The 25,390-nt window shown below is 73.4% G+C and carries 25 protein-coding genes; 15 read left to right on the top strand and 10 right to left on the bottom strand.

From position 1 onward, the window contains the following. Positions 1 to 21: 21 nt before the first annotated feature. From ACFFR3_RS11935 to ACFFR3_RS11915, 5 genes are all read left to right on the top strand, one after another. Positions 22 to 927 carry an ATP-binding cassette domain-containing protein gene (locus ACFFR3_RS11935; protein ID WP_345402846.1) on the top strand — a complete coding sequence of 302 codons (906 nt, stop codon included), beginning with the start codon at positions 22 to 24 and terminating at the stop codon, positions 925 to 927. Continuing rightward, positions 924 to 1,763: an ABC transporter permease gene (locus tag ACFFR3_RS11930; protein ID WP_379483106.1), complete on the top strand. Its 840-nt coding sequence runs from the start codon at positions 924 to 926 to the stop codon at positions 1,761 to 1,763. Before ACFFR3_RS11935 ends, ACFFR3_RS11930 begins: the two co-directional genes overlap by 4 nt. A 35-nt stretch (positions 1,764 to 1,798) precedes the next feature. Next, entirely contained in the window at positions 1,799 to 2,950 is a 1,152-nt protein-coding gene (locus tag ACFFR3_RS11925; protein ID WP_379483105.1) for a sensor histidine kinase, read from the top strand. Beyond that, positions 2,941 to 3,585, top strand: coding sequence for a response regulator (locus tag ACFFR3_RS11920; protein ID WP_345402858.1), 645 nt, complete (start codon positions 2,941 to 2,943; stop codon positions 3,583 to 3,585). The genes ACFFR3_RS11925 and ACFFR3_RS11920 overlap by 10 nt, the downstream gene beginning before the upstream one ends. Before the next feature lie 64 nt (positions 3,586 to 3,649). Next, positions 3,650 to 4,438 (top strand): aldo/keto reductase, encoded by a 789-nt coding sequence (locus ACFFR3_RS11915; protein ID WP_379483104.1) that lies wholly within the window; start codon positions 3,650 to 3,652, stop codon positions 4,436 to 4,438. A 6-nt stretch (positions 4,439 to 4,444) separates the two neighbouring features. On the opposite strand, the gene ACFFR3_RS11910 is transcribed toward ACFFR3_RS11915, so the two are convergent. Continuing rightward, complete coding sequence (locus tag ACFFR3_RS11910; protein WP_379483103.1) at positions 4,445 to 5,194, bottom strand: maleylpyruvate isomerase family mycothiol-dependent enzyme; 750 nt, start codon at positions 5,192 to 5,194, stop codon at positions 4,445 to 4,447. Positions 5,195 to 5,263: 69 nt separating this feature from the next. Between ACFFR3_RS11910 and ACFFR3_RS11905 the strand changes: the two genes are divergently transcribed. Then, positions 5,264 to 6,178, top strand: a complete 915-nt coding sequence (locus ACFFR3_RS11905) for a MerR family transcriptional regulator (protein ID WP_379483102.1) — start codon at positions 5,264 to 5,266, stop codon at positions 6,176 to 6,178. 37 nt (positions 6,179 to 6,215) lie between these two features. Here the strand turns inward: ACFFR3_RS11905 and ACFFR3_RS11900 are convergent, their stop codons facing one another. After that, positions 6,216 to 7,481 (bottom strand): MFS transporter, encoded by a 1,266-nt coding sequence (locus ACFFR3_RS11900; protein WP_379483101.1) that lies wholly within the window; start codon positions 7,479 to 7,481, stop codon positions 6,216 to 6,218. A 90-nt stretch (positions 7,482 to 7,571) separates the two neighbouring features. On the opposite strand from ACFFR3_RS11900, the gene ACFFR3_RS11895 reads away from it, so the two are divergent. From ACFFR3_RS11895 to ACFFR3_RS11875, 5 genes are all read left to right on the top strand, one after another. After that, positions 7,572 to 8,513, top strand: coding sequence for a LysR family transcriptional regulator (locus tag ACFFR3_RS11895; RefSeq protein WP_345402885.1), 942 nt, complete (start codon positions 7,572 to 7,574; stop codon positions 8,511 to 8,513). A gap of 54 nt (positions 8,514 to 8,567) precedes the next feature. Then, positions 8,568 to 8,936 (top strand): hypothetical protein, encoded by a 369-nt coding sequence (locus tag ACFFR3_RS11890; protein ID WP_345402889.1) that lies wholly within the window; start codon positions 8,568 to 8,570, stop codon positions 8,934 to 8,936. Positions 8,937 to 8,945: 9 nt separating this feature from the next. Further along, the gene (boxC, locus tag ACFFR3_RS11885) at positions 8,946 to 10,529 is read left to right on the top strand and encodes a 2,3-epoxybenzoyl-CoA dihydrolase (protein WP_379483100.1); all 1,584 of its coding nucleotides are present in this window, start codon (positions 8,946 to 8,948) and stop codon (positions 10,527 to 10,529) included. Positions 10,530 to 10,544: 15 nt separating this feature from the next. After that, positions 10,545 to 11,954 carry a benzoyl-CoA 2,3-epoxidase subunit BoxB gene (boxB, locus tag ACFFR3_RS11880; RefSeq protein WP_345402895.1) on the top strand — a complete coding sequence of 470 codons (1,410 nt, stop codon included), beginning with the start codon at positions 10,545 to 10,547 and terminating at the stop codon, positions 11,952 to 11,954. Between the two features lie 87 nt (positions 11,955 to 12,041). Continuing rightward, on the top strand, positions 12,042 to 13,577 hold the full coding sequence (locus ACFFR3_RS11875; protein ID WP_379483099.1) for a benzoate-CoA ligase family protein: 1,536 nt from the start codon (positions 12,042 to 12,044) through the stop codon (positions 13,575 to 13,577). On the opposite strand, the gene ACFFR3_RS11870 is transcribed toward ACFFR3_RS11875, so the two are convergent. From ACFFR3_RS11870 to ACFFR3_RS11835, 8 genes are all read right to left on the bottom strand, one after another. Continuing rightward, positions 13,574 to 14,212, bottom strand: coding sequence for a class I SAM-dependent methyltransferase (locus tag ACFFR3_RS11870; protein WP_364377061.1), 639 nt, complete (start codon positions 14,210 to 14,212; stop codon positions 13,574 to 13,576). The genes ACFFR3_RS11875 and ACFFR3_RS11870 overlap by 4 nt on opposite strands. Before the next feature lie 109 nt (positions 14,213 to 14,321). Further along, positions 14,322 to 15,842, bottom strand: a complete 1,521-nt coding sequence (locus ACFFR3_RS11865; protein ID WP_364377063.1) for an acyl-CoA synthetase — start codon at positions 15,840 to 15,842, stop codon at positions 14,322 to 14,324. 44 nt (positions 15,843 to 15,886) lie between these two features. Further along, the gene (locus tag ACFFR3_RS11860) at positions 15,887 to 16,864 is read right to left on the bottom strand and encodes an MsnO8 family LLM class oxidoreductase (RefSeq protein WP_379483098.1); all 978 of its coding nucleotides are present in this window, start codon (positions 16,862 to 16,864) and stop codon (positions 15,887 to 15,889) included. 29 nt (positions 16,865 to 16,893) lie between these two features. Then, entirely contained in the window at positions 16,894 to 17,649 is a 756-nt protein-coding gene (locus ACFFR3_RS11855) for an aminotransferase class IV (protein WP_345402918.1), read from the bottom strand. A gap of 48 nt (positions 17,650 to 17,697) precedes the next feature. Next, entirely contained in the window at positions 17,698 to 18,741 is a 1,044-nt protein-coding gene (locus ACFFR3_RS11850) for a hypothetical protein (RefSeq protein WP_379483097.1), read from the bottom strand. Next, a complete protein-coding gene (locus ACFFR3_RS11845; RefSeq protein ID WP_345402924.1) occupies positions 18,738 to 19,205 on the bottom strand; it encodes a SigE family RNA polymerase sigma factor in 468 nt (155 codons plus the stop codon). The genes ACFFR3_RS11850 and ACFFR3_RS11845 overlap by 4 nt, the downstream gene beginning before the upstream one ends. An 86-nt stretch (positions 19,206 to 19,291) precedes the next feature. After that, entirely contained in the window at positions 19,292 to 20,248 is a 957-nt protein-coding gene (locus ACFFR3_RS11840; protein WP_379483378.1) for an adenylate/guanylate cyclase domain-containing protein, read from the bottom strand. A gap of 38 nt (positions 20,249 to 20,286) precedes the next feature. Beyond that, the gene (locus tag ACFFR3_RS11835; RefSeq protein WP_379483096.1) at positions 20,287 to 21,126 is read right to left on the bottom strand and encodes a FadR/GntR family transcriptional regulator; all 840 of its coding nucleotides are present in this window, start codon (positions 21,124 to 21,126) and stop codon (positions 20,287 to 20,289) included. A gap of 88 nt (positions 21,127 to 21,214) precedes the next feature. Between ACFFR3_RS11835 and ACFFR3_RS11830 the strand changes: the two genes are divergently transcribed. From ACFFR3_RS11830 to ACFFR3_RS11815, 4 genes are read left to right on the top strand one after another with little or no spacing between them, the layout of a single operon-like run. After that, complete coding sequence (locus ACFFR3_RS11830; RefSeq protein ID WP_345402930.1) at positions 21,215 to 22,717, top strand: ABC transporter substrate-binding protein; 1,503 nt, start codon at positions 21,215 to 21,217, stop codon at positions 22,715 to 22,717. After that, entirely contained in the window at positions 22,714 to 23,652 is a 939-nt protein-coding gene (locus ACFFR3_RS11825) for an ABC transporter permease (RefSeq protein ID WP_345402933.1), read from the top strand. The genes ACFFR3_RS11830 and ACFFR3_RS11825 overlap by 4 nt, the downstream gene beginning before the upstream one ends. After that, entirely contained in the window at positions 23,649 to 24,482 is an 834-nt protein-coding gene (locus ACFFR3_RS11820; protein ID WP_364377074.1) for an ABC transporter permease, read from the top strand. Before ACFFR3_RS11825 ends, ACFFR3_RS11820 begins: the two co-directional genes overlap by 4 nt. Next, positions 24,469 to 25,386 carry an ABC transporter ATP-binding protein gene (locus ACFFR3_RS11815; protein WP_379483095.1) on the top strand — a complete coding sequence of 306 codons (918 nt, stop codon included), beginning with the start codon at positions 24,469 to 24,471 and terminating at the stop codon, positions 25,384 to 25,386. Before ACFFR3_RS11820 ends, ACFFR3_RS11815 begins: the two co-directional genes overlap by 14 nt. Positions 25,387 to 25,390: the final 4 nt, after the last annotated feature.

Here is a 25,390-nt window from a genome sequence, read left to right as displayed (position 1 = left end):
GCGCTCCTAGCGTGGCGGGTTGTGATCAGTCTCAAGGGTTTGACCAAGCGCTACGGCGATCGGCTCGCCGTGGACGATCTGACGCTGGAGTTGCGGCCGGGGAAGGTGACCGGGTTCCTCGGGCCGAACGGGGCGGGCAAGTCCACCACCATGCGCCTGGTGCTGGGCCTCGACCGGCCCACCGCGGGCACCGCGCTCGTCGGCGGCGTGCCGTACCACCGCATCGAGAACCCCCTGCGCACGGTCGGCGCGCTGCTCGACGCGCGGGCCGTGCACCCGGGCCGCAGCGGGCACGCCCACCTGACGGCGCTGGCCCGCAGCAACGGCATCCCCGTGCGGCGGGTGGGCGAGGTGCTGGAGGCCGTCGGCATGACCGACGCCGCCCGCAGGCGCGCCGGCGCGCTGTCGCTCGGCATGAGCCAGCGCCTCGGCATCGCCGCCGCGCTGCTCGGGGACCCGGAGGTGCTGATGTTCGACGAGCCGGTGAACGGCCTCGACCCCGACGGCGTGCGCTGGGTACGCGGCCTCATGCGCTCCCTGGCCGCCGAGGGACGCACGGTGTTCGTCTCCAGCCACCTGATGAGCGAGATGCAGCTCACCGCCGACCACCTCGTGGTGATCGGCAAGGGCCGGCTGCTCGTGGACGCCCCGCTCGCCGACGTCATCGCGAGCAGCTCCATGACCGCCGTGGTCGTCCGCACCCCGCACGCCGCCGACCTCGCCGACCGCCTCCGCGCCGCCGGCCTCACCGTGAAGCGGCTCGCCGAGAACGAGCTGGAGGTCGCCGGCGCCACCATCGAACAGGTCGGCGACCTGGCGTACGAGGCGGGCGCCCGGCTGCACGAACTCCGCACCAGACAGGCGTCCCTGGAGCAGGTCTACCAGGAGCTCACCTCCGGCAGCGTCGAATACGGAGCCGCCGCATGACCCCCGCCGCCCGGACCGCGCTGAAGAGCCGGTCACCTCGGGCCCTGCCCCGCGCCCTGTGGCAGAGCGTCGCGGCCGAGTGGGTGAGGGTGTGGTCGGTCAGGAGCACGTGGTGGTGCTTGGCCTGCGCGTTCGCGCTGACCGTGCTCGCCGCCGCGACGCTGGGCGCCGCGTACGCGACCGAGGCCGTTCGTGCGGGCGTGGACACGCGCATCACGGCCAGCGAGGCCGTGGTCGCGGCCACGTCGTTCGCCCAGTTCGCGCTGGTCGCCCTGGCCATGCTGACCGTCACCTCCGAGTACGCCTCCGGCGGCATCCGCGTCACCCTCCAGGCCACGCCCGTGCGCGGCATGGTGCTGGCCGCCAAGGCGCTGGTGGTGGCGCCGGTGATGGTCCTCGCGGGCGTGCTGACGGGGGCGGTCGCCACGGCAGCCGTGTACGCCCTGCTGTCGATCGACGTGTTCGGCGGGCTCGTCGTGCTGCCGCCTGGCGAGGTCGCCTGGGACCTGCTGGCCACGGGCGGCTACTACGCGCTCATCGGCGTGCTGACGGTCGGCGCCGGCGTCGCGATGCGCAGCGCCGTGGGCACGCTCTCCACGGTGTTCATGCTGCTCATGGGCCTGCCGCTGCTGCTCATCATGACCGGGAGCCAGGTCGCGGTGGACGTCTCGCTGCGGATGCCGATGTTCGCCGGGCTGGCGTTCATGGACAGCACCGACAACCTGACCGGCGCCCCGATCCCGTACTCGGCGGGGGAGGGCCTGGCCTGGCTGCTGGCCTGGACGGCGGCGGCCCTCGCGACCGGCTGGGCCGTCGTGCGCCACCGCGACGCATGACCGATTCCACGGGCGGCGGCATAGACTTCACGGCCGTGTCAGGCAGCCGGATCGTACGGGCGTTCGCCGGGGTCCTCATGGGGGTCCCGCTCGGGGTGGCCGAGCTGGCCGTCCTCGCGCTCGCCGTCCCGGCCCGGCTCGTGCCCGCGCTGCGGCCCGCCGCGGCGCGCGGGGTGGCGCGGCTGGTCGCGGTCGAACGCGGCCGCCTGTCCCGGTGGCTCGGGCACGAGACCGCGCCGCCGCGCGCGGGCGGAGCCGCGTTCCTGACCGCCCGTGCCGTCCTCGGCCTGGTCGGCGGGTACGCCACCGCGTCCGCGCTGTTCCTGACCGGCCTGCTGCTGGGCGGCGGCACCTGGGCGCTGATCACGGGCGAGTCCGACCCGGTGCCGCTAGAGCTGCCCGGCGTCCGCCTGGTCACCGACAGCGGGATGCTCGGCGTGAGCAGCGGGGTGGTGCTGCTGGCGGTGTCCGCCCTGCTGATCCTGGGCGTGGCCGCGCTCGAACGGCGGCTGGCCACGTACTTCCTGGGCCCGAGCGCCCAGGAGCGGATGCGGGCCCGCATCGCCGAGCTGACCGCCACCCGCTCCGGCATCGTCGAGGCGGTGGACGACGAGCGCCGCAGGATCGAGCGCGACCTGCACGACGGCGTCCAGCAGCGCGGCGTCTCCCTCGCCATGCTGCTCGGCCGCGCCCGGCACACCCCCGACCACGAGCGCACGGCCGAGCTGGTCGAACAGGCCTACGCCGAGTCGCGCCGCCTCCTCGACGAGCTGCGCAGCGTCGCCTGGCGCGTCTACCCGACCGCGCTGGACGAGCTGGGCCTGTGCGCCGCGCTCGAAGGCGCCGCCGAGCGGGCCGGCGTGCCGGTCACCGTCCACTACGGGCTGTCCGGCCGCCCCGCCACCCGCATCGAGACCGCCCTGTACTTCGTGGCCCGCGAGGCGATCACCAACGCGGTCAAGCACGCCGCCGCCCGTGACATCCTGGTGGTCCTGGACGAGGACGAGCAGGCGGTGAGCGTGGCGATCTCCGACGATGGCAGGGGCGGCGCCGACCCCTCGGGCGGCGGGCTGTCCGGGCTGGCCCGGCGGGTCCTGGCCCTCGACGGCACGTTCACCGTCGACAGCCCGCCCGGCGGCCCCACCCGCGTCACCGCCACCCTGCCCAAGGCGCCGCCGTGCGGCTGATCCTCGCCGACGACTCCGTGCTGCTGCGCGAGGGCCTGACCCGGCTGCTCGCCGACGCGGGCCACGAGGTGGTGGCCGCCGTCGGAGACGCGCCCGCGCTGCTCGACGCGGTCGAGCGCCACCGGCCCGACGTGGCGGTCATCGACGTCCGCATGCCGCCGGGGCACAAGGACGACGGCCTGCGCGCCGCCCTGGAGATCCGCGAACGCCTTCCGGACGTCGGCGTGCTCGTCCTGTCGCAGTACGTCGAGCAGCACTACGCCGCCCGCCTCCTGGCCGGCGCCACGGAAGGGCTCGGCTACCTGCTGAAGGACCGGGTGTCGGAGGTGGCCGAGTTCCTCGGCTCGCTCGAACGCGTCCGCGCCGGCGGCACCGTGCTCGACCCCGAGGTGGTGCGCCGCCTGATGGCCCGCGCCACCCGCACCGACCCGCTGAGCACGCTCAGCCCGCGCGAGACCGAGGTGCTGAAGCTGCTCGCCCAGGGCTTCGTCAACGCCGCCGTCGCCGAACGCCTGCACGTCTCGCTCAGCACGGTGGAGAAGCACGTCAACGCCATCACCGACAAGCTCGACCTGCCGCGCGACCCGGGCTACAGCCGCCGCGTGCTGGCGATCCTGCGCTATCTGGAGGGCTGATTGACCGGCCCGCCCCTGGGGAAGGGTGATCGCCATGACTGTCATGCTCGCTGACGGACGTCCCATGCCACGACTCGGCCTCGGCACCTGGCCCATGGACGACGAGGAGGCCCGCCAGGCCGTGACGCACGCGCTCTCGCTGGGCTACCGGCTGGTCGACACCGCCGCCGCCTACGGCAACGAGCGCGGCGTCGGCGCCGCCGTGAACGAGGCGGCCGTGCCCCGCGAGGACGTGTTCGTCACCACCAAGCTGCGCGGCGCCGACCACGGCTACGACGCCGCGCTGCGCGGCTGCGAGGCCAGCCTGGGCCGGCTCGGCCTCGACTACGTCGACCTCTACCTGATCCACTGGCCGCTGCCCGGCCGCGACCTGTACACCGACACCTGGCGCGCCTTCGTCCGCCTGCGCGAGGAGGGCCTGGCCCGCTCGATCGGCGTGTCCAACTTCACGCCTCCGCAGATCGAGCGGATCGCCGGCGAGACCGGCGTCTGGCCGGTGCTCAACCAGATCGAGCTGCACCCCGGCTTCGCCCAGACCGGGCTGCGGGCCTGGCACGCCGACCACGGCGTCATCACCGAGTCGTGGAGCCCGCTCGGCCTCGGCCAGAAGCTGCTCGACGACCCCGTGGTCACCGAGCTGGCCACCGCGCACGGCCGTACGCCCGCCCAGGTGGTGCTGCGCTGGCACCTCCAGCTCGGCGCCGTGCCCATCCCCAAGTCGGCCGACACCGACCGCATGCGGCAGAACTTCGAGGTGTTCGACTTCAGCCTGACCCCTGACGAGATGGCCAGGCTCGACGCGCTACCGGGCGGCCGCATCGGCGGCGACCCCGACACCCATGTCGAGCTCTGACCGCACTCAGAACACGGTGTGATCCAGCCAGTGCCGCAGCAGCGCCCGGTCGCCGTGCACCCGGGCGGGCGGCACGCGCCTGGCCAGCACCAGCATGCACTCGGCCACCGGGCCCGACAGCACCATGTCGGCGTCCGCGTCGGAGCGCTCCCACCGCGGCCCGTCCGGCGTCCTGGTGATCAGCCAGCCGGTCATGCCGTCGGGGCGCACGGCCAGCCGCTCTCCTCGGCCGCGCAGCGCGGTCAGCTCGGGCTTGAACGCCTGTGACGCCGGTGCGGTGATGAGCTCCATCGCCTCAGTGATCACGTCGGCCGCGAGGTCGTCGGCGATCGTGTAGGGCGCGCCGGTGGTGGCCGCCGCGTCATAGTGGTGGACGGCGGTGTCGCACAGCATCCGGCGCAGCCAGAACACCGGCGGCACCGGCCCGTTGAAGGACCAGACGGAGGCGCTGGGGGCCGCCGTCCGTACGGCGGTGATCAGGTCCTCGGCGCCGTCACGCAGCCAGGACGCCCAGGCGTCCGGGGCGCCCGGCAGGGCGTCGAGCGGGTCGGGCACGGGCAGCGGCGTGCCCGCCGCGCGGACCAGCCCCGCCGCCCACCGGGTGGCCTGGCCGGCGTGCCCGGTCAGGACGCGCAGCCGCCACTCCGGGCAGGTCGGCACCTTCGCCTCCGGGTCGCCGCCCGCGACGGCCAGGCCGAACGCCGCGCCCTGCTCCCGCAGCCCCTCCGCCAGCCGGTCCTGGTCCAGTGTCGTCATCACTCACTCCTCGAGGTCGTCCGTCGATGGCGCGGGTAGCGTAAGAACTCCAGTCAGGTGGAGGTTCAAGTGCCTTTGTGGGACGAGACGCTCGGCATCGGCGACCTGGCCAGGCTCACCGGCGTGCCCGTGCGGACCATCCGCTTCTACTGCGACGAGGGCGTCCTGGCGTCGGTGCGCAGCACGGGCGGCCACCGCAGGTTCGACCGGGCGGCCGTCGAGCGGCTGGTCCTGGTCAGGCGGCTGCGCGGGCTGGGGCTCGGGCTGAACGCGATCGCCTCGGTGCTCGAAGGCGAGACCTCCGTGGCGCGGGCGGTGGCGGCGGAACGTGCCGCGCTCGACGTCCAGCTTCACGAGCTGGCCTGGCGGCGGGCCCGGCTGCGGGCGGTCGAGGAGGCGGGGGCCGCCGATCGGGCCGGGCGGCTCGCGCTGCTCGCCGCCGTCGAGGACGCGCGGGCCGCCCGCGAGCGGCTGGTCGCGTTCTGGCGGCTGCAGATGGTGCTGCCCGTCTCCGACGAGCTGTTCGGCTCGTTCCTGTCCATGGCCGCGCCTCCGCCGCCGCCCGATCCAACGCCGCCGCAGGTCGTCGCGTACGCCGAGCTGGTCGCCGTGACCGGTGACCGGTCACTGACCCGCGGCCTGCGCGCCAGGGCGAAGGAGAACGCCCGCGCCATCACCGACGAGAACGAGCTGATGCAGGGCGTCGGGGCGGCCGTCGCGCTGGCCGAGCCGCTCGTGGCCGCCGGCGAGCCCCCCGCTCCCGGCCCTGAGCTGGACCGCTTCGTGGCCGCCCACGCCGCGGTGCGGCGCCGCTCCGACACCCCGGGCTTTCGCCGCGAGCTTCTCGGCATCGTGGCCGGCGACCACGACCCCCGCGTACGCCGCTACTGGCGCCTGGTCGGCGAGGTCACCGGCGAGCGCGCCCCGATCGGCACCACCCTCACCTGGCTCGGCGACGCCCTCGCCCGCTCACTCGCGAGGTGAGACCCGTGCCGCGACCGCCGGGGACCGCCGCCCTGCGTCACGCGGCGGCCGGGCGGCGGAGGCGACGCGTGGCGAGGACGGCCGACGCGGCCAGGAGGAGCCAGGCCGACGTCAGGGCGATCAGCCAGGGCCAGCCCGCGTGGCCGTACACGACGGCGCCCGTCGTGCCGCCCGCGCCGCTGCCCAGGTAGTAGCAGAGCGTGTAGACGCCGGCGGCGCGCCCGCGGGCGTGCGGGGGCGCCTCGGCGGTGACCCAGGTGTTCGCGATGGCGTGGGCGGCGAAGAAACCGCCGGTCAGGACGGCGAAGCCGAGGGCGATCACGACCAGGGACGAGTGGGCGGTCAGCGCTGATCCCGCGACCGTCACGGCCAGCGCCGTCACCAGCGCGGGTGTGCGGCCCAGCCGGGACGCCAGCCGGCCCGCGGCGGCCGAGGACATCGTGCCCATCGCGTACGACAGGAACACCAGCGACGCGGCGGCCGGGCTGAGCGACAGCGGCGGGGCGGAGAGCCGGAAGCCCGCCGCGTTGTAGACGGCCACGAACGCCCCCATCCCCAGCGCGCCCACCGCCACCGGCACCCCCAGCACCACCCACGTACGCCCCGGCACCCGCCCGGGAGGAGCGGCGGCGGGGGCGGGACGGGCGGCGGCGGGCAGGGTGGTGGGCAGGGTGGTGGGCAGGGTGGTGGGCAGGGTGGTGGGCAGGGTGGTGGGCAGGGTGGTGGGCAGGGTGGTGGGCAGGGTGGTGGGCAGGGTGGTGGGCAGGGTGGCGGCGGCGAAGAGCGCGCACACCAGCGCCACGGCCGCGACGGCGAACTGGGACCCCTGCCAGCCCAGCGGCCCGGCCGCGAACCCGGCGCCGAGCCGGCCCAGCATGCCGCCCACCGAGTTGCCCGCGATCATCGCCCCCACGGCCCCGGCGAGCCGTCCCGCGCCGAGCTGGTCGGCCAGGTACGCCGCCGCGACCCCGGCGAACCCGGCGATCGCCGCCCCCTGAGCCGCCCGCAGCACCAGCAGCACGGGGAACGACGGCGCCAGCGGCAGCAGCAGGCCGAGCAGCGCGGACACCAGCACCGACCACAGGATCACCCGGCGCCGCCCGACCTTCCCCGCCAGCCAGGCCAGCGGCAGCACCGCGACCGCGAGCGACCCGGTGGCCACTCCGATCGCCAGCGACGCGCTGCCGGGATCCAGCCTGTACGCCGCCGCGAGCTGCGGCAGCACCGGCTGCGGCGAGTAGAGCAGGGCGAAGGAGGACAGGCCGGCCGCGGCGACGGCCGTACTGACCCGACGGGTGTTCACGGAGGGGGAAGCTTCAAGGACCGCCACGCTCTGCACGCTAGGCAACCTCGATAGATACGTCTAATACGAATATAGGCGATAATTCATACCGTGACGCATGAATCGGATGACCGGCTGGCCGCCCGCCTCGCCCCGACGCTCGCGCTGCTCGCCGCCGTCGGCGAGACCGGCCACGTGACCAGGGCCGCCGAGCTCCTCGGCATCCCGCAGCCCACCGCCAGCCGCCGCCTGGCCGCGCTCGCCGACCTGGTCGGAGCCCCGCTCGTGCTCCCGGCGGGCCGCGGCATCCGCCTCACCCGCGCGGGCCGCACCCTGGCCGCCGCCTCCAGCCGCGCGCTGACCGCCGTGACCGCCGCCGCCCGCGAGGTGCGCGAGGAGATCGACCCCGGCACCGGCCGCATCGTGCTCGGCTTCCTGCACCTGCTCGGCCGCACCCTCGTGCCCTCGCTCATCGGCGCCTTCCGCGAGCGCAACCCCGGCGTGCGCTTCAGCCTGGCGCAGGGCTCCCGCCAGGACATGCTGCGGGCGCTCCGCGACGGCGAGATCGACCTGGTGTTCGTCGCGCCCATGCCGCTGGACGACCCCGACCTCGTCACCCGTCCCATCGCCGACCAGGAGCTGGTGCTGTCGGTGCCGCCCGCGCACCGCCTGGCCGCGCGCAGGCGGGTGCGGGCCGCCGAGCTGGCGGGGGAGGAGCTGGTGACGCTCGAACCCGGCTACGGGCTGCGCCAGATCACCGACGACCTGTGCGCGGCGGCCGGGTTCGAGCCGCGGATCGCCTTCGAGGGGCAGGAGTCGGAGACCGTACGCGGGCTCGTCGCGGCCGGGCTCGGCGTCGCCGTGCTGCCCCGCTCCGAGCAGCCGCCCGCGGGCGGCGTCACCGAGATCACGCTGTCGCCCGCGCTGTTCAGGACGATCGGCATGAGCTGGCGGGCCGGCGACCGCCTCACCCCGGCCGCCCGCGCCTTCCGCGACCACGCCCTGACCGCCCTGCCACCCCACACGCCCGGCTTCCGCCCACCCCACCCATGAACCGCGCCCCACACACGACCCGCCTCCCTATGAACCTGCGCCAGACTGAGACGCATGGGACGGCAGGACGGGGACGCGGGGGTGCCGGGTTCGCTGGCGCGGGTGCTCGCGCAGGTGCGGGACGAGCGGGCCGCGCAGGACGAACGGTTCGGGATGCAGGTGCTGCCCGACGGCACCGGCGGCCATGACGCGGTCGCGGCGGCCGACGAGGCGCGCGAGGAGACCGACGCGGCGGCGCGAGAAGGCGCGCTGACGTGGCGGCACATCCTGGCCGAGGAGGTGATGGAGGCGTTCGCCGAGCACGACCCGCAGCGGCTGCGCGGCGAGTTGATCCAGGTGGCGGCGGTCGCGGTGAAGTGGGTACAGGCGCTCGACCGGCGCGACGTTCTACAGAACCTTGACGGAGGGCGCTCAGATTGTTGAACTTGGGGCATGACAGGACAGCCCCAGGTGTCCTTCGACACCGGCCCAGGCCGCTACCGTCACCTCCGCCTCGAGATCGACGCGCCGCTGGCCCGGATCGTGCTGGCGGTCGACGAGGCCGGCGGGCTCGTCCCCGGGTATGACCTCAAGCTCAACTCCTACGACCTCGGCGTGGACATCGAGCTGTACGACGCCGTCCAGCGCCTGCGCTTCGAGCACCCCGAGGTGCGCGCGGTCGTCCTCACGGGCGGCCTCGACCGGGTGTTCTGCGCGGGCGCCAACATCCGCATGCTCGCCCAGTCCTCCCACGCCTGGAAGGTGAACTTCTGCAAGTTCACCAACGAGACGCGCAACGCCATCGAGGACGCCACCCTCCACTCAGGACAGACCTACCTGGCGGCCGTCAACGGCACGGCGGCCGGCGGCGGATACGAGCTGGCCCTGGCCTGCGACCGGATCATCCTGGTCGACGACGGGTCGACGGCGGTGTCCCTGCCGGAGGTGCCGCTGCTCGGCGTGCTGCCCGGCACCGGAGGGCTGACCCGGCTGACCGACAAGCGGGGCGTGCGCAAGGACCTGGCCGACGTGTTCGCCACCCGCAGCGAGGGCGTGCGCGGGGCGACGGCGGTGGCGTGGGGGCTGGTGGACGAGGTGGCGCCGCCCAGCAGGTTCGAGGAGACCGTACGCCGCCGCGCCCTGGAGGCCGCCGCCCGATCCGCCCGCCCGGCCGACGCCGCCCCGGTGCCGCTGCCGCCGCTCGACCCCGACGGGTACGCGTACGGGACGGTCACGGCGGAGCCGGAAGGGGACCGGGTGACGATCACCGTACGCGGCCCTGAGGAAGGCGACGACGGCTGGCTGCTGCGCATGACCCGCGAGCTGGACGACCTGATCCTGCGCCTGCGCACCCATGAGCCCGCCCGGGGCACCTGGGTGATCAGGACGGAAGGCGACATCGACGCGGTGCTCGCCGCCGAACCGGCGGGCGACGCATGGCCGTACGGCGAGATCAGGCACTACCTCAAGCGCACGCTCAAGCGCCTCGACGTCACCAGCCGCAGCCTGATCGCGCTCATCGAGCCGGGCAGCTGCTTCGCGGGCCCGCTGCTGGAGCTGGCGCTGGCCTGCGACCGGCAGTACATGCTCGACGACCCCGACGAGCCCCCCGCCGTGCGGCTCTCGCCCGCCAACTTCGGCGCCTACCCCATGGCCAACGGCCTGTCCAGGCTGGCCTCCCGCTTCCTCGCCGACCCCGCCAAGGTGGCCCGGCTGGAGAAGGAGGCGGGCCGCCGCATCGGCCCCGCCGAGGCGCTGGAGCTGGGGCTCGTCACGTTCGCGCCGGACGACCTCGACTGGGACGACGAGGTACGCCTGGCGCTGGAGGAGCGCGCCGCGCTCAGCCCCGACGCGCTGACCGGCATGGAGGCCAGCCACCGCTTCGCGGGCCCCGAGACCATGGAGACCAAGATCTTCGGCAGGCTGGCCGCCTGGCAGAACTGGATCTTCATCCGCCCGAACGCCTCCGGCCCCGAAGGCGCCCTGCGCCGCTACGGCACCGGCCGCCGTCCCGTCTACGACCGCGAACGAACCTGAAGCCGGGAGAGCGACATGCCGATCGACTACTCCGAGCGCATCCCCAACAACGTCGACCTGGCCGGCGACCGCAGGCTGCGCCGCGCCCTGGAGTCCTGGCAGCCGCGCTTCCTGCAGTGGTGGTCGGAGATGGGCCCGGCCCTGCCCACCCAGGACGTCTACCTGCGCACCGCCGTCGCCGTCGGCCGGGCCGGCTGGGCGCACTTCGACCACGTCGCGCTGCCCGACTACCGCTGGGGCATCTTCCTGGCCGAGCGCGACACCGACCGCCGCATCGCCTTCGGCCAGGACAAGGGACGGCCGGTCTGGCAGCAGGTGCCCGGCGAGTACCGCGCGGAGTTGCAGCGCCTCATCGTCATCCAGGGCGACACCGAGCCGGCCAGCGTCGAGCAGCAGCGCAGGCTCGGCCTGACCGCGCCCTCCCTGTACGACCTGCGCAACCTCTTCCAGGTGAACGTGGAGGAGGGCCGCCACCTGTGGGCCATGGTCTACCTGCTGCACGCCTACTTCGGACGGGCGGGCCGCGACGAGGCCGAGGCGCTGCTGCTGCGCAACTCCGGCAGCGAGGACTCCCCGCGCATCCTCGGCGCCTTCAACGAGGAGACGCCCGACTGGCTGTCGTTCTTCATGTTCACCTACTTCACCGACCGCGACGGCAAGTACCAGCTCGGCACGCTCAAGGAGTCGGCGTTCGACCCGCTCAGCAGGACCTGCGAGTTCATGCTGAAGGAGGAGGCCCACCACATGTTCGTCGGCACGACGGGCGTGGACCGGGTGGTGGAGCGCACGGCGCAGCTCATGCGCGAGCACGACACCGACGACGTGGCGGCGTACGGCGGCATCCCGCTCGACGTGATCCAGAAGTACGTCAACTTCCACTACAGCGTCAGCCTCGACCTGTTCGGCGGCGAGACCTCGACGAACGTGGCCAACTACTTCACCGCCGGGCTCAAGGGCCGCTGGCAGGAGGAGCGGCGCCAGGACGACCACCTGCTCACCGACGCGTACGCGACGGTGCCCCGGGTGTCCGGCGGCCGGGTGGTGGAGGAGCGGCTGCCCGCGCTGACGGCGCTCAACGCGGACCTGCGCGGCGAGTACGTCGCCGACTGCGTGACCGGCCTCAACCGCTGGAACCGCATCCTCACAGGACACGGCCTGGACCCCGTGCTCCACCTGCCGCACGTCGGCTTCAACCGCCAGGTGGGCGTGTTCGCCGGGCACCACCTCGCGCCGGACGGCCGGGTGATGGACGAGGCGGAGTGGGCCGCGCACCGCGACCGGTGGCTGCCCACACCGGCCGACAAGGAGCACGTACGCTCGTTGATGAGGCCCGTCTACGAGCCCGGCAGGATCGCCGCCTGGCTGGCGCCGCCACGCTCGGGCATCAACGGCAGGCCGCTCGACTACGAGTACGTGCACCTCTGACCGCTGCCGTACTACACGACATTGACGGAGCCGCGTTCCTGTGTAGAAGATTCAGTCACGATCGCCAGCCTGCGGATGGGGACGCCCATGACGGCCGAGTCGTTCAACGCCAGCGTCTATCTCACCGAGCGCCAGGTCGCGGCGGGCCGGGGCGGCCACGTCGCCGTCACCGGCCCGGCGGGCACCCTCACCTACGCCGAGCTGACCGCCCAGGTCGCCGGCCTCGCCACCGGGCTGCGCCGTCTCGGTGTCAGGCCGGAGGAGCGGGTGCTGCTCGTCATGTCCGACCGGCCGGAGACCGTGGTCACGATCCTCGCCGTCATGCGGATGGGCGCGGTCGCGGTGCCGGTGTCCACCATGTACCACGCCGCCGAGCTGGGCGAGCTCATCCGTGACGCGCGGGCCAGGGTGGTCGTGGCGACCCCCGAGTACGAGCCCGTCGCCAGGGCGGCGCTGGCCACCGCGCCCGAGGCCGAGACGCTGATCACGACCGGGCCCGGCGGGTCGTGGGCCGAGCTGCCGGCGTCGGGGCGGCCGGCCGGGCCCGCCTACGACACCTGGTGCGACTCGCCCGCCCTGTGGCTCTACACCTCCGGCACCACCGGCGCGCCCAAGGCCGCCATGCACCGGCACGGCGCGATCAGGGACGTCTACGAGACCTACGGCCGCCAGGTGCTCGGCATCCGCGCCGACGACCGGTGCCTGTCGGTGGCGCGGCTGTTCTTCGCGTACGGGATCGGCAACTCCATGTTCTTCCCGCTCGCCGCGGGCGCCACCGCGATACTCGACCCGGCCCGCCCCACCCCGGCAGGGGTGCTCGAACGGGTGCGGGCCGAGCGGCCGACGCTGTTCTTCGCCGGCCCCACGTTCTACTCCGCGCTGCTCGCCACCCCCGGCGACGCCGGCGCGTTCGACTCGGTCCGGCTCGGCGTCTCGGCCGGCGAGGCGCTGCCCGCCGAGATCCACCGCCGCTTCCTGGCCCGCTACGGCGTGGAGATCATCGACGGGCTCGGCTCCACCGAGGCGCTGCACATCTTCATCTCCAACCGGCCCGGCCAGGTGCGTCCAGGCACCTCGGGCACGGTCGTGCCCGGCTACGAGGTGAGGCTCCTCGACGAGCACGGCGCCCCGGTCGCCGACGGCGAGCCCGGCCACCTGTACGTGCGCGGCGACTCGATCGCCACCGGCTACTGGTGCCGCACGGCGACCACCCGGCAGGTGTTCCAGGGCGAGTGGCTGCGCACCGGCGACACCTACGTCCGCGAGCCCGACGGCGCCTACCGCTGCCTGGGCCGCTCCAACGACATGATCAAGGCGGCCGGCATCTGGGTCGCGCCGATGGAGGTCGAGGCCAGGCTGCTGCAGCACGAGGCCGTGGGGGAGTGCGCGGTGGTGGCGTACGTGGACGGCGAGGGGCTGGAGAAGCCCGTCGCCTGCGTGGTGCCCGCCCCGGGGCGCACGGTGGACGCCGCCGAGCTGGTCGCGTTCTGCCGGGACGGGCTGGCCTCGTTCAAACGGCCGCGCGAGGTGCTGGTCATGGAGGAGCTGCCCAAGACGGCGACCGGCAAGATCCAGCGGGGTGTGGTGCGCCGGCTGGCCGCCGACCTGCTGGGCAAGCGCTAGCCTTTCGGCGACCAGACGGTGACGGCGAACGGCCGCGGCGGGATCTCGTACACCTCGTCGCTGATCCTGGCCAGCGTGCCGTGCGCGTCCAGATAGCCGTGCAGCCTGGCCGCCTCCGGCCACGGATGCACGGCCACCAGCACCCCGTCAGCCGTCAGCAGGTCGCTGAGCTGCGCGGAGGCGCGGCGCAGCCGTTCGTGACGGCCCAGGTAGTAGAGGGTCTCCGAGCAGAACACCAGGTCGTGGCGGGGCTCGCAGCGGTGGGTGAGGAAGTCGGCGTGGACGAAGCGCACCCGCCCGTTCTCCGGCACGCGGGCCCTGGCGCGGGCCAGGGCCCGCTCGGAGACGTCCACCCCGGTGATCTCCGCGTCGGGGTAGGCCGCGGCCAGCGCGCCGGTGAACACTCCCTCGGCGCAGCCGATCTCGATGATGCGCCGGTACGGCCGGGGCGGCAGCTGCTTGAGCGTCACCTGGTACTTCTGCTGCTCGTAGCCGTCGGTCGCCAGCTTCCACGGGTCGGGGGCCCGGTGCCGCCAGTCGAAGTAGCGGCGCAGGAGCAGGCCCTGTCCCTTGGGCGAGAGCAGGGACAGGGTGCGGAAGAACGTACGGTGCAGGCGGTCGGGCAGACTCGGCATGCGGCCTCTCTCGGTCGGGGACCCCCATCGTCGGTCCCGGGACTTGAGGTGAAGTCGTCGCCGGATGGAGATTCCCGTCAACCGCGCGGCCGACGCCTGCCCGCGGCCCCTACCCCATGGAGTCGCGCAGCTCCCGCTTGAGCACCTTGCCCGAGGCGTTCTTCGGCAGCGCGTCCACGAACACCACCCGCTTCGGCGTCTTGAACGGCGCCAGCCGCCCCCGCAGGAACGCGATCAGCTCGTCGGCGGTGAGCCCCGCGCCCTGCCGCAGCACCACCGCCGCCGTCACCGCCTCGATCCACTTGTCGTCCCGGACCCCGAACACCGCCGCCTCGGCCACCGCCGGATGCTGGTAGATCGCCTCCTCGACCTCGCGGCTCGCGACGTTCTCGCCGCCCGACTTGATCATGTCCTTCTTCCTGTCGACCACCGACAGGTAGCCGTCGGCGTCCATGACGCCCAGGTCGCCGCTGTGGAACCAGCCGCCGCGGAACGCCTCGGCGGTCTTGTCCGGGTCGTTCCAGTAACCGAGCATCGCGTGCGGGCTGCGGTGCACGATCTCGCCCACCGTGCCGGGCGGCACCGGCTGGTCGAGGTCGTCGACGATCCTCGTCTCGACGTTCAGCGCCGGCCGACCGGCCGAGCCGAGCCGGGTCAGCTGCTCCTCCGGGCCGAGGATGGTCGCCACCGGCGCCATCTCCGTCTGACCGTAGAAGTTGAACAGCCGCACGTCCGGCAGCCGGGCGGCGATCTCCTTCAGCACCTCGACCGGCATGATCGAGGCGCCGTAGTAGCCCTTGCGCAGCGACGACAGGTCACGGCGGTCGAAGTCGGGGTGGCGCAGCAGCGAGATCCACACCGTGGGCGGGCAGAACAGCTTCGTCGCGCGCTCGCCCTCGATCGTCGCGAGGATCACCGCCGGGCTCGGGCCGGGCAGCACGATGTTGGTGGCGCCCAGGTAGACGCCGGGCGTCAGGAAGCAGTGCAGCTGCGCGCAGTGGTAGAGGGGCAGGGCGTGCACCTCGACGTCGTCGTGGCTCATCTCGCCGTCGACCATGCAGGTGACGTACTGGGAGATGAGGCTCCTGCTCGACAGCATGGCGCCTTTGGGGCGGGACTCGGTGCCGCTGGTGTACATGAGCTGGATCGGGTCGTCGTCGGCGATCTCCACCTCGGGCTCCGACGAGTCGTCGTGCGCCGACCACGCGCTGAACGGCTCCCACCCGTCCTGCCCGTCGCCGATCACCCCGCGCACGGCGACCCGCTCGGTCACCGCCGCCTGGGCGACCGGCAGCAGCGCCTCCTCGGCCAGCATCCCGGTCGCCCCGGAATGCTCAAGGATGTACGCCACCTCCTCGGCCCCCAGCATGAAGTTGACCGGCACGGAGATCGCCCCCAGCCGCGCCAGCGCGAAGTACGTCACCACGAACGCGTGGTTGTTGTGGCTGAACACGGCGAACCTGTCGCCCTTGCCCACCCCGCGCGCGGCCAGCGCGTTGGCCGTCCTGTTCACCACGAGGTCGAGGTCGGCGTAACTCTGGCGCAGATCGCCGAACACGATCGCGGTCTTCGCGGGGTGGCGGGCGGCCGAGCGCCGCAGGAGGTCACCGATGGTGTGCTGCCGGGTCATACGGGGGGCACCCTTCAGTCGCGCAGAACGATGTTCGGGCGATCCTAACCCCTGAACAGCGCCGCGAGCCGCCGGTAGGAGTCGAGTCGCCGGCCGAGATCGTAGGTGTTCATCGTCACCAGCACCTCGTCCGCGCCGCTCGCCGCCACCAGCGAGTCCAGCGCCACCGCGACCTCACGCTCGGTGCCGTGGATCTGCCCCTTCAGCGTCTGCTCCAGGTACGCCCGCTCCCGCTCGCCCAGCTCCATGGCCGCGACCTCCTCGGCCGGGATCAGCGGCGGGAACGCCCCGCTGGTGCGCGAGCGCGCCGTCGCCCACGCCTCGGGCAGCTGCAGCAGCTCCGCCTCCGCCGTGCTCGCGGCGACCGCCACGTTCGCCGCCACCATCACGTACGGCCGATCCGCCCACGCCGAAGGACGGAACCCGGCGCGGTAGCGGGCGACCGCGTCCAGCATGCGCGAGCCCGCCCCGATCACCATGGGCAGCCCGTGCTCGGCCGCGATCTCCGCGCCCGCCCCCATGGCCAGCACGAACACCTGCGGCCGCAGCCCCTCCGCGGGCAGCGCGTGCACGCCCGGATAGGCGGACTGCCCGCCGGTGAAGAAACCCAGCAGTTCGGCGAGCTGCTCGCCGAACCGGTCGGCGTCGTCCTTGCCGTGCCCCAGCGCCTTGCGGATGCCGCCGGTGAACCCCACGGACCGCCCCAGCCCCATGTCGATCCGGCCGGGATGCAGCGACTCCAGCACGCCGAACTCCTCGGCCACGACCAGCGGCCGGTGGTTGGGCAGCATCACGCCGCCGGTGCCCACCCGGATCCGCGACGTCGCCGCGGCCACCGCCGCCGCCAGCACGGTCGGCGCCGAGCCCGCGACGCCGGGCACGCTGTGGTGCTCCGACACCCAGAACCGGTGGTAGCCGAGCTCCTCGGCCTGCCCGGCGAAGCGCACGGTCGCGCGCAGCGCCTCGGCCGGGGTCGAGCCCCTGCGGACGAGCGAACGGTCGAGGATCGAGTACGCGGTCATGTACGGGTGCAACGCCCCGGGGCGGCGGATCAATCCACCGGGTCGCCCGCGATGCCCTCATAGCAGGCGAGCAGCCGTTCCTCCAGCGCCGCGTCCCCGCGCAGCTTCGTGCCGTCCACCTCGCCGACCGGCATCACCCCCCACGAGTTGCAGAGGAACACCAGGTCGAACCCCGCCAGGTCGGGGACCCGCAGCGGCCGGCGCTCCTGCGGCACGTCCATGCGCTCCAGCAGCCGCATGGTGACGCCGTGCAGCATCGGCGCGTCGGGCCACACCAGCCGGCCGCCGGCGAAGCCGCCCAGGTTCGTGATCGCGCCCTCGCTGATCAGGCCGTCCTGCGTGGTCAGCAGGGCCTCGTCGAAGCCGGCGCGGTTCGCCGTACGCAGGATGTGCGGTTGCTGGAAGCCCGACGCCTGCTTGATGTGCGCCAGGTAGCGCTGGTAGACGACCGGCGTGACGCGCAGCGGGCCGGGCAGCGGCGGGTGCGGCGCGGCCGCCGTCGCGATGACCCGCGGCCGGCCCGCCACCTCCACGTGATACACCCGTACGCTCGCGTCGCGCTCGTCGCCCAGCGCCGCCCTGATCGAATCCAGCACCACCGCCCGGTCAGGCACGGCGCCGAACAGCTCGGCGCCGGCCCGCTCCAGCCGCTCGACGTGCAGCTCGAGACCGCGCACCCGGCGAGCGGCGACCTGCATGGCGGTGAAGTGGCCGTAGCGGGCCTCCATCCCCAGCAGCGCCTCCTCGCCGAGCCGCTCGCCGTCCATCGCGATCCGTCCTGCCATCGGCCGCCCCTCTCCCTCGATCACGGTACGGCGCCCCAGGCTAGGCCCTCACCGCCGGTAGAGCGCCACCGCCCAGTCCACCGGCCGGTTGGTGCTCGCTCCCCACAGTCCCGTCCGCACCTTGACCTCGACCCGCTGCCCCTTCCGCACCGTGAACGCGGCGGCCCCGCCCGTCCGCGTGCCGCACCCGATCGAAGTGCGCGACTCGACGCCGTCGATCCAGTACTTGAACCACAGGCGGTCGCGCAGATCGCCCGAGCAGTTCTGCTGCAGGGTGTAGCGGCCGGGGGCGACCACCGTGGCCTCGTAGGACCCGTCGCCCGGCCACGTGCCGGTGGACAGGGCGACCTGCTTGGCGCCGTCCACCCGGGCGGGCAGGGTGGCCGGCGCCGGGATGACGGGGCGGGCGGGCGGCGTCCACTCGTAGACGGCCACCCGCCAGTGAGCCGCGCCGGGCCGCTCCGGCGTGCATGGCCCGTCCGCCGTCCTGAGCACGCACGTGGCGCCCGTCGTGTCGAACGTGACCGCGACCTGACCGGTCCCGGCGGGCACCTCCAGAGGACGCAACCGCATCCCCAAGCCCGCGCACGCGAACGCCGGCGGCCCCGCCCGCCGTCCGTCCACGAACACCTCAGGCCCGGCGACGGCACGCCCGCCACCAGCGCCGGTCGCGGGCTCGCCGCCCGCCGGGTCACCGCCGTCGCACAGGACCGCCGCCTCCAGCGGACGGCCGGTGCGCGGGACCGTGAGCGTCGTCTTCGCCCCTCGCGCATCGACCGTGCCGGCCGCCAGCCGACGGTACGCGGTGCCGTCGGACGAGGTGTGCCACGCGGGCAGCTCCACCTCCGGCGTGCGACTGACCGTGCCGGTCAGGGGGCCCGGCCGGGGCGTCTCCCTGATCACGCCGGTGATCGCGGCCGTCGCCAGCACCGTCGCCACCGCCGCGGCCCCCGCGAGCGCCGCCGTGGCCGTGGTCCGCCGCCGCCTGACCCGCCGCACCCGGTCCCTGACCTGCTCGTGCCGGTACGGGTTCGCCGGCGCCGGACCCTCCGCCCGCTCCCGCAGGACGTCACGCAGCTCTTCCACGCTCATCGGTGTGACTCCCTCACGATCGACTCGTCCACGCGCAGCTTGGCCAGCGCCTTGGCGGTCTGGCTCTTGACCGTGCCCTCCTGGCAGCCCAGCAGCGTGGCCACCTCGCTCACCGGCAGGTCCTCGTAGAAGCGCAGCACGATCACCGCGCGCTGCCTGGCGGGCAGGCGGCCCACCGCCCGCCACACCTCCTCGCGGCCGGGATGCCCCTCGTCGTGCACCGGACGGTCCGGCAGGTCGTCGCTGGGCAGCTCCCTGCGCCAGCGGCGCCGCCACCAGGACGTGTACGTGGTCACCAGCACCCGGCGCACGTACGCCTCAGGCTCCTCGATGCCCGGCCACGCGAACCACGCCTTGGCCAGCGACTCCTGCAGCAGGTCCTCCGCTACGCCCCAGTCCCTGGTCAGCAGGTACGCGGTGCGTAACAGCCGATCCGCCCGCGACACCACGAAGTCATCGAACATCGCCCTGTCCGCCACGTCGCGCCTTCCGCCGTCCTTGCCGGTCGCCGGTACTGACGCATCGTCCGCCCCGCCGGGTTGCCTGCCGGCTAGGGGGTTTCCGCGCGCTGCACGGTGAAGGGGGCCAGCTCGCCCAGCCCGCGTACCGACAGCCGGTTCACCTCGCGCAGCCGGAAGGCGCGGTCGCCCTCCAGCTCCTCGGCGAGCTGCGGGTCGGCCAGGATGCTGCCGGGCAGGGACAATGCGGTCAGCCGGCTGGCCAGGTTGACGGTGGTGCCGAACACGTCGCCCATGCGCCAGATGACCGGCCCCGAGGCCAGCCCCACCCGCAGCTCGGGCATGTCACGGCCGCGCGCGTGCGTCTCCACCAGCCGCAGCGCGATCTCGGCCGCCACGTGCGCCTTGTCGGTGATGAACAGCACGGAGTCGCCCAGCGTCTTGACCACCCGCCCGCCGGACGAGGTCACGATGTCGGCCGAGCGCCCCTCGAACCTGTCGATCAGCCTGGCCAGCTCGGCGGCGGTGATCTGCCTGCTCAGCCGGGTGAAGGCGACCAGGTCGGCGAAGCCGACGGCCAGGCGTACGGCGCTCATGTCCTGATCGGCCAGGCGCCCTGCGGCGGCGGCGAGCTGGCGCTGCCAGGCGTAGACGAGCAGCTTGGCGAGGTCGGGCACCACCCGCTCGGCCCGCCGCCGCCAGGCCCGCGGCCGCTCGGCCAGCGGCACCCCGGCCTGGTCGAGCACCTCGGCGCCCAGCTCGGCCTGCGACTCGGCCAGCCGCGCCGTGGCCTGGCCCAGCGCGCGGGCCGTCAGCAGCACGTGCTCCTCGTCGTAGATGCCGGAGGTGACCATGCCGAGCAGGGTCTTGAGCGCCTCGACGTCGGAGTCGGTGAACTCGACCGCGTCGTCGGGCACGTTGGGGAAGCCGAGGGCACGCCAGAAGCGCCGCGCACGATAGACCGGCACGCCCGCCATCTCGGCGACCTGACGACTGGTGTATCGGCGCGGCTCGCGCAGAAAAGCATCTGCAACCCCGTCCCGGTCCACGCGCGCCACCTGGGCAAGATAACACCCTGTGGGCCAGATCACTCCAGCAGCGCCCGCAAGGCGCTTGTCTCGCTTTCCGCCACATAAGGCGCGTAGTAGTCGTACATCGCTTTTCTCGACAATTGGGCGGCCAGCGGGCCATCGCCCGCCCTGATCGCGGCGATGACCTCCTCGTGGTGCCGGATGCTGCGCCGCATCAGGGCCTGCCGGTCGTCGGCGGCGTCGATGCGGGCGGCGATCTGCCGCAGCACGATCTGCCGCACCACGTCGGTGCAGATCTGGATGAGCTTGTTGCCGCTCGCCGCGACCACCGCGTCGTGGAAGGCCACGTCGGCCCGGCCGAACGCCTCGGTGTCCACTACACCCCACCCGGTGCCCGGCCCGCTGTCCGTCCCGGTGCCCGGCCCGCTGTCCGTCCCGGTGCCCGACTCGCTGCCCGACCCGGTGCCGGCCGCGGCGCGCATCGCCGCCACCGCCTCGGCCATGCCGGCGAGCTGCTCGTCGGTGCGCAGCCGCGCGGCCAGCAGGATCGCCGCGGAGTCGAGCACCATCCTGAACTGCACCAGCTCGCCCAGCGACAGCTCCTCGACCCGGGCCAGCGTGGTCATCGACTTGTGCAGCGCGGCGGGCGAGAACGGCAGCACCTCCGCGCCGTTGGGGTCGCCGGGCCGTGAGCGCACCAGGCCGCGGGCCTGCAGCACGCGCAGCGCCTCGCGGACGGTGGAGCGGCCGACCGACAGCTGCACCATCAGCTCACGCTCACTCGGCAGCCGCTGGCCGGGTGTCAGTGCGCCGCTCTCGATGGCCTCTTCGATCTGCTCGACGACCCGCTCGTAGGCGCGCACCGCGCGTACGGGCTCGAAGCGCGCACCACCCATGCAAGCCCCCTTGACCCGAGCCGTCGCCGACTGGCAATGTGCGTAGCCTACTGGTCAGACCAGTGCACTAGCCAGGAGGCTGTAAGACATGAGGCGAATCGGGATCTGGCTCGCCGCGGGCGGCCTCCTGCTGGCCACCGCCGCGTGCGGTGGCGGCGGCAGTGGTGACACAGGCGGGGGAGGCGGCGGCTCCAAGGCCCAGTCGTTGTCGGTCGGGTTCGTGGCCGAACCGGCCAACCTCGACTTCACCTCGACCGAGGGCGCCGCGATCCCGCAGGCACTGCTCGTCAACGTCTACGAGGGCCTGGTCAAGCTCGACCAGAACGGCGAGATCGTCCCGCTGCTGGCCGAGAAGTGGGACGTCTCCGACGACCGCAAGACCTACACCTTCACCCTGCGCAAAGACGTGAAGTTCTCCAGCGGCGCGCCGTTCACGGCCGACGACGTGGTGTTCTCGCTCGACCGCGTCAGGAGCGACTGGAAGCTCAAGATCAAGTCGCAGCTCGACGTGATCGACGACGTGGAGAAGAAGGACGGCACCACCGCCGTCGTCACGCTCAAGCGGCCGAGCAACGGCTTCCTCTACGCCATGGCCACCAGGCTCGGCGCCATGTTCAGCCGCACCGGCGTCGCCGACCTGGCCAACAAGCCCGTCGGCACCGGCCCGTACGTGCTGGGCGCCTGGCGGCGCGGCGACTCCATCAGGCTCGATGCCAACCCCTCCTACTGGGGCACCAAGCCGCCGGTCTCGTCGGTCACGCTGAAGTACTTCAAGGACGCCACGGCGATGAACAACGCGCTGCTGACCGGCGGCATCGACGTCATCTCCAGCGTGCAGGCGCCCGAGTCGCTCCAGCAGTTCGCCGACCCCAACCGGTTCGAGACGGTCGAGGGCACCACCAACGGCGAGGTGGTGCTGTCGATGAACAACGGCCGGCCGCCGTTCGACGACAAGAAGGTCAGGCAGGCCGTCCGGCACGCCATCGACCACAAGGCGCTGCTCGACACCGCCTGGGCCGGGCGCGGGCAGCTCATCGGCTCGATGGTGCCGCCCACCGACCCCTGGTACGAGGACCGCACCGGCGACTACCCGTACGACCCGGCCAAGGCCAAGCAACTGCTGGGCGGCAAGACGTACGACGTCAAGATGCGCATCCCCAACCTGCCGTACGCGGTGAGCAGCGCGCAGGTCGTCAAGTCGCAGCTCGCGCAGGTCGGCATCACGGCCGACATCGAGCCGCTGGAGTTCCCCGCGCGCTGGCTGGACCAGGTGTTCACCAAGGGCGACTACGACCTGTCGATCATCAACCACGTCGAACCCCGCGACATGGGCATTTTCGCCGACAAGTCGTACTACTTCCGCTACGACAACCCCGAGTTCGGCAAGCTGCTCGCCTCCGCCGACGAGGGCACCGAGCAGCAGCAGACCGACGACCTCAAGCAGGCCGCCAAGCTGCTGTCCGACGATGCCGCGGCCGACTTCCTCTTCCTCTTCCCGAACCTGATCGTGGCGAAGAAGGGCGTCACAGGGCTGCCGAAGAACGGTATCTCCGAATCCTTCGACTTCACCGCGCTCTCCCGGCAACCGTGACGCTCTACCTGCTCAAACGCCTGGCGGTGCTGGTGGCCAGCACCGCCGTGGCCGCCGTCGTGGTGTTCGCGTTCATGGCGCTGCTGCCCGGCGACCCCGCCGAGATCGCGCTGGGCGTCAACGCCACCCCCGAGGCGGTCGCCGAGCTGCGCCGCCAGTACGGCACCGACCGCCCGCCCCTCGCGCAGTTCTTCGACTGGGCCGGCGGCCTGCTCCAGGGCGACTTCGGCACCTCCTACGTGACCAGCTCGCCCATCGGCCCGCAGATCTCCGACCGGCTCGGCGTCACCGCCGTGCTCGTGCTCGGCGGCATGCTGGTGGCGCTGGTGCTGGCGGTGCCCGCGGGCACGTTCGCCGCCGTGCACCACCGCAACCCGCTCGGCGCCGCGCTCAGCGCGCTCAGCCAGCTCGGCATCGCCGTCCCCGCGTTCCTCGCGGGCATCCTGCTGGTGTTCGTGTTCGCGGTGCGGGCGCAGGCGCTGCCGTCCGGCGGCTACGTGCCGATCGCCGAGAACCCGGGGGAGTGGCTGCGCAGCCTGCTGCTGCCGTGGTTGTCGCTCGGCCTCGTCCAGGGCGCCGTGCTCACTCGCTACGTGCGCAGCGCCGTCCTCGACGTCATGCGCGAGGACTACCTGCGCACCGCCAGGGCCAAGGGCCGCGGCGCCACCGGCGCGTTGTGGCGGCACGGCCTGCGCAACGCCTCCATCCCCGTCGTCACCGTGCTCGGCCTGCAACTGGCCACGCTGCTCATCGGCGCGGTCGTCGTCGAACGCGTCTTCGTCATCCCCGGGCTCGGCGACCTGCTGCTCAACGGCGTCGCAGGGCGCGACCTGCTGCTCGTCCAAGGCGTGGTGATGGTGCTGGTGGCCGCCGTACTGCTGATCAACTTCGTGGTGGACGTCGCCTACCACCTGCTCGACCCGAGGCTGCGATGAGCGGCCGCCTGAACGCCGGGCTGCTGGTCGGCGGCACGCTCGTCGGGCTCGTCACGCTCGCCGCGCTGGTGTCGTTCGTCTGGACCCCGCACGACCCGACCCTCGTCGACGCCGCCGGCAAGCTGCGCGAGCCGGGCGGCGGCTACCTGCTCGGCGCCGACAAGTTCGGCCGCGACACCTTCAGCCAGCTCATGGTGGGCGCCCGCACCACCCTCTACGTCGGCATCGTCGCGGTCGGCATCGCCGCCGTCCTCGGCACCCCGCTCGGCGTGATCGCCGGGATGACGCCGCGCGGCTGGCTGTCGGAGCTGATCATGCGGGTCAACGACCTCGTCTTCGCCTTCCCCGCGCTGCTGCTGGCCGTCATGCTGGGCGCCGTCTACGGGCCGGGCACGCTGACCGCGATGATCGCGATCGGGGTGGCGACCGTCCCGGCGTTCGCCCGGGTGGCCCGCGCCGCCACGCTCCAGGTCATGGTGACCGACTACGTGCTGGCCGCCAGGGCCGCGGGACGCCGCAGGCCCGCGATCGCCGTCCGCCACGTGCTGCCCAACATCGGCTCCATGCTCATCGTGCAGGCGTCGGTGTCGTTCGCGATCGCGATCCTCGCCGAGGCGGCGCTGTCGTTCCTCGGCTTCGGCACCCGGCCGCCCACCCCGTCCTGGGGGCGCATGCTGCAGGAGTCGCAGGAGCTGCTGTTCTCCACCCCGCGCCTGGCGCTGTGGCCCGGCCTCGCCATCGCGGTCGCCGTGCTCGGCTTCAACCTGCTCGGCGACGGCCTGCGCGACTTCCTCGACCCCAAGCTCAGGAGGATCAGTGCTGAGCGTTGAGGGGCTCACCGTCTCCGCCGGCGACGTCGAGCTCGTCCGCGACGTGTCGTTCGGCATCGCGCCGGGCGAGCGGGTCGGGCTGATCGGCGAGTCGGGGTCGGGCAAGTCGCTGACCGCGCTGTCGCTCATGGGCCTGCTGCCCGAGGGCGTCACCGCCGCGGGCACGGCGAGGCTCGGCGAGCACGACCTGGTGGGCGTGCCGGAGAGCCGGCTCAAGCGGCTGCGCGGGCGCGAGCTGTCCATGGTCTTCCAGGAGCCGATGACCGCGCTCAACCCGCTCATGCGGATCGGCGCCCAGGTCGCCGAGGTCATGACGCTGCACGGCCGCTCCCGCGACGAGGCCCGCGCACGGGCGCTCGACCTGCTCGGCCGGGTACGCCTGCCCGAGCCCGCCCAGATCGCCCGCGCGTTCCCGCACCAGCTCTCCGGCGGCCAGCGCCAGCGCGTCATGCTCGCCATCGCCCTGGCCAACGACCCCGGGCTGCTCATCTGCGACGAGCCCACCACCGCGCTCGACGTCACCGTGCAGAAGCAGATGCTGGAGCTGATCGCCGAGGTCGCGCCGGCCCTGCTGTTCATCACCCACGACCTCGCCGTCGTCGCCTCGGTCTGCGACCGCGTCATCGTCATGTACGGCGGCCGCGTCGTCGAGTCGGGCCCGCTGCGCGAGGTCTTCGCCCGCCCCCGCCACCGCTACACGCAGGGCCTGCTGGCCGCCTCCAAGCTCACCCCGCGCGGCACCCGCCTGCCCACCATCGCGGGCAGCGTTCCCGCCGCCGGGCGCTTCCCGGCCGGCTGCGTGTTCAGGAACCGCTGCCCGCACGCCACCGCCACCTGCGAGACGGTGCCCGAGCTCACGGACGACGGCCACGCGTACGCGTGCTGGCACCCCGCGGACGATTGACGGA

Origin of the sequence: Nonomuraea salmonea, from assembly GCF_042428605.1 — a bacterium.
GTDB lineage: Bacteria > Actinomycetota > Actinomycetes > Streptosporangiales > Streptosporangiaceae > Nonomuraea > Nonomuraea salmonea.
Note: the sequence above shows the minus strand (reverse complement) of the source record. Positions and strands in the feature narration are given on the sequence as shown.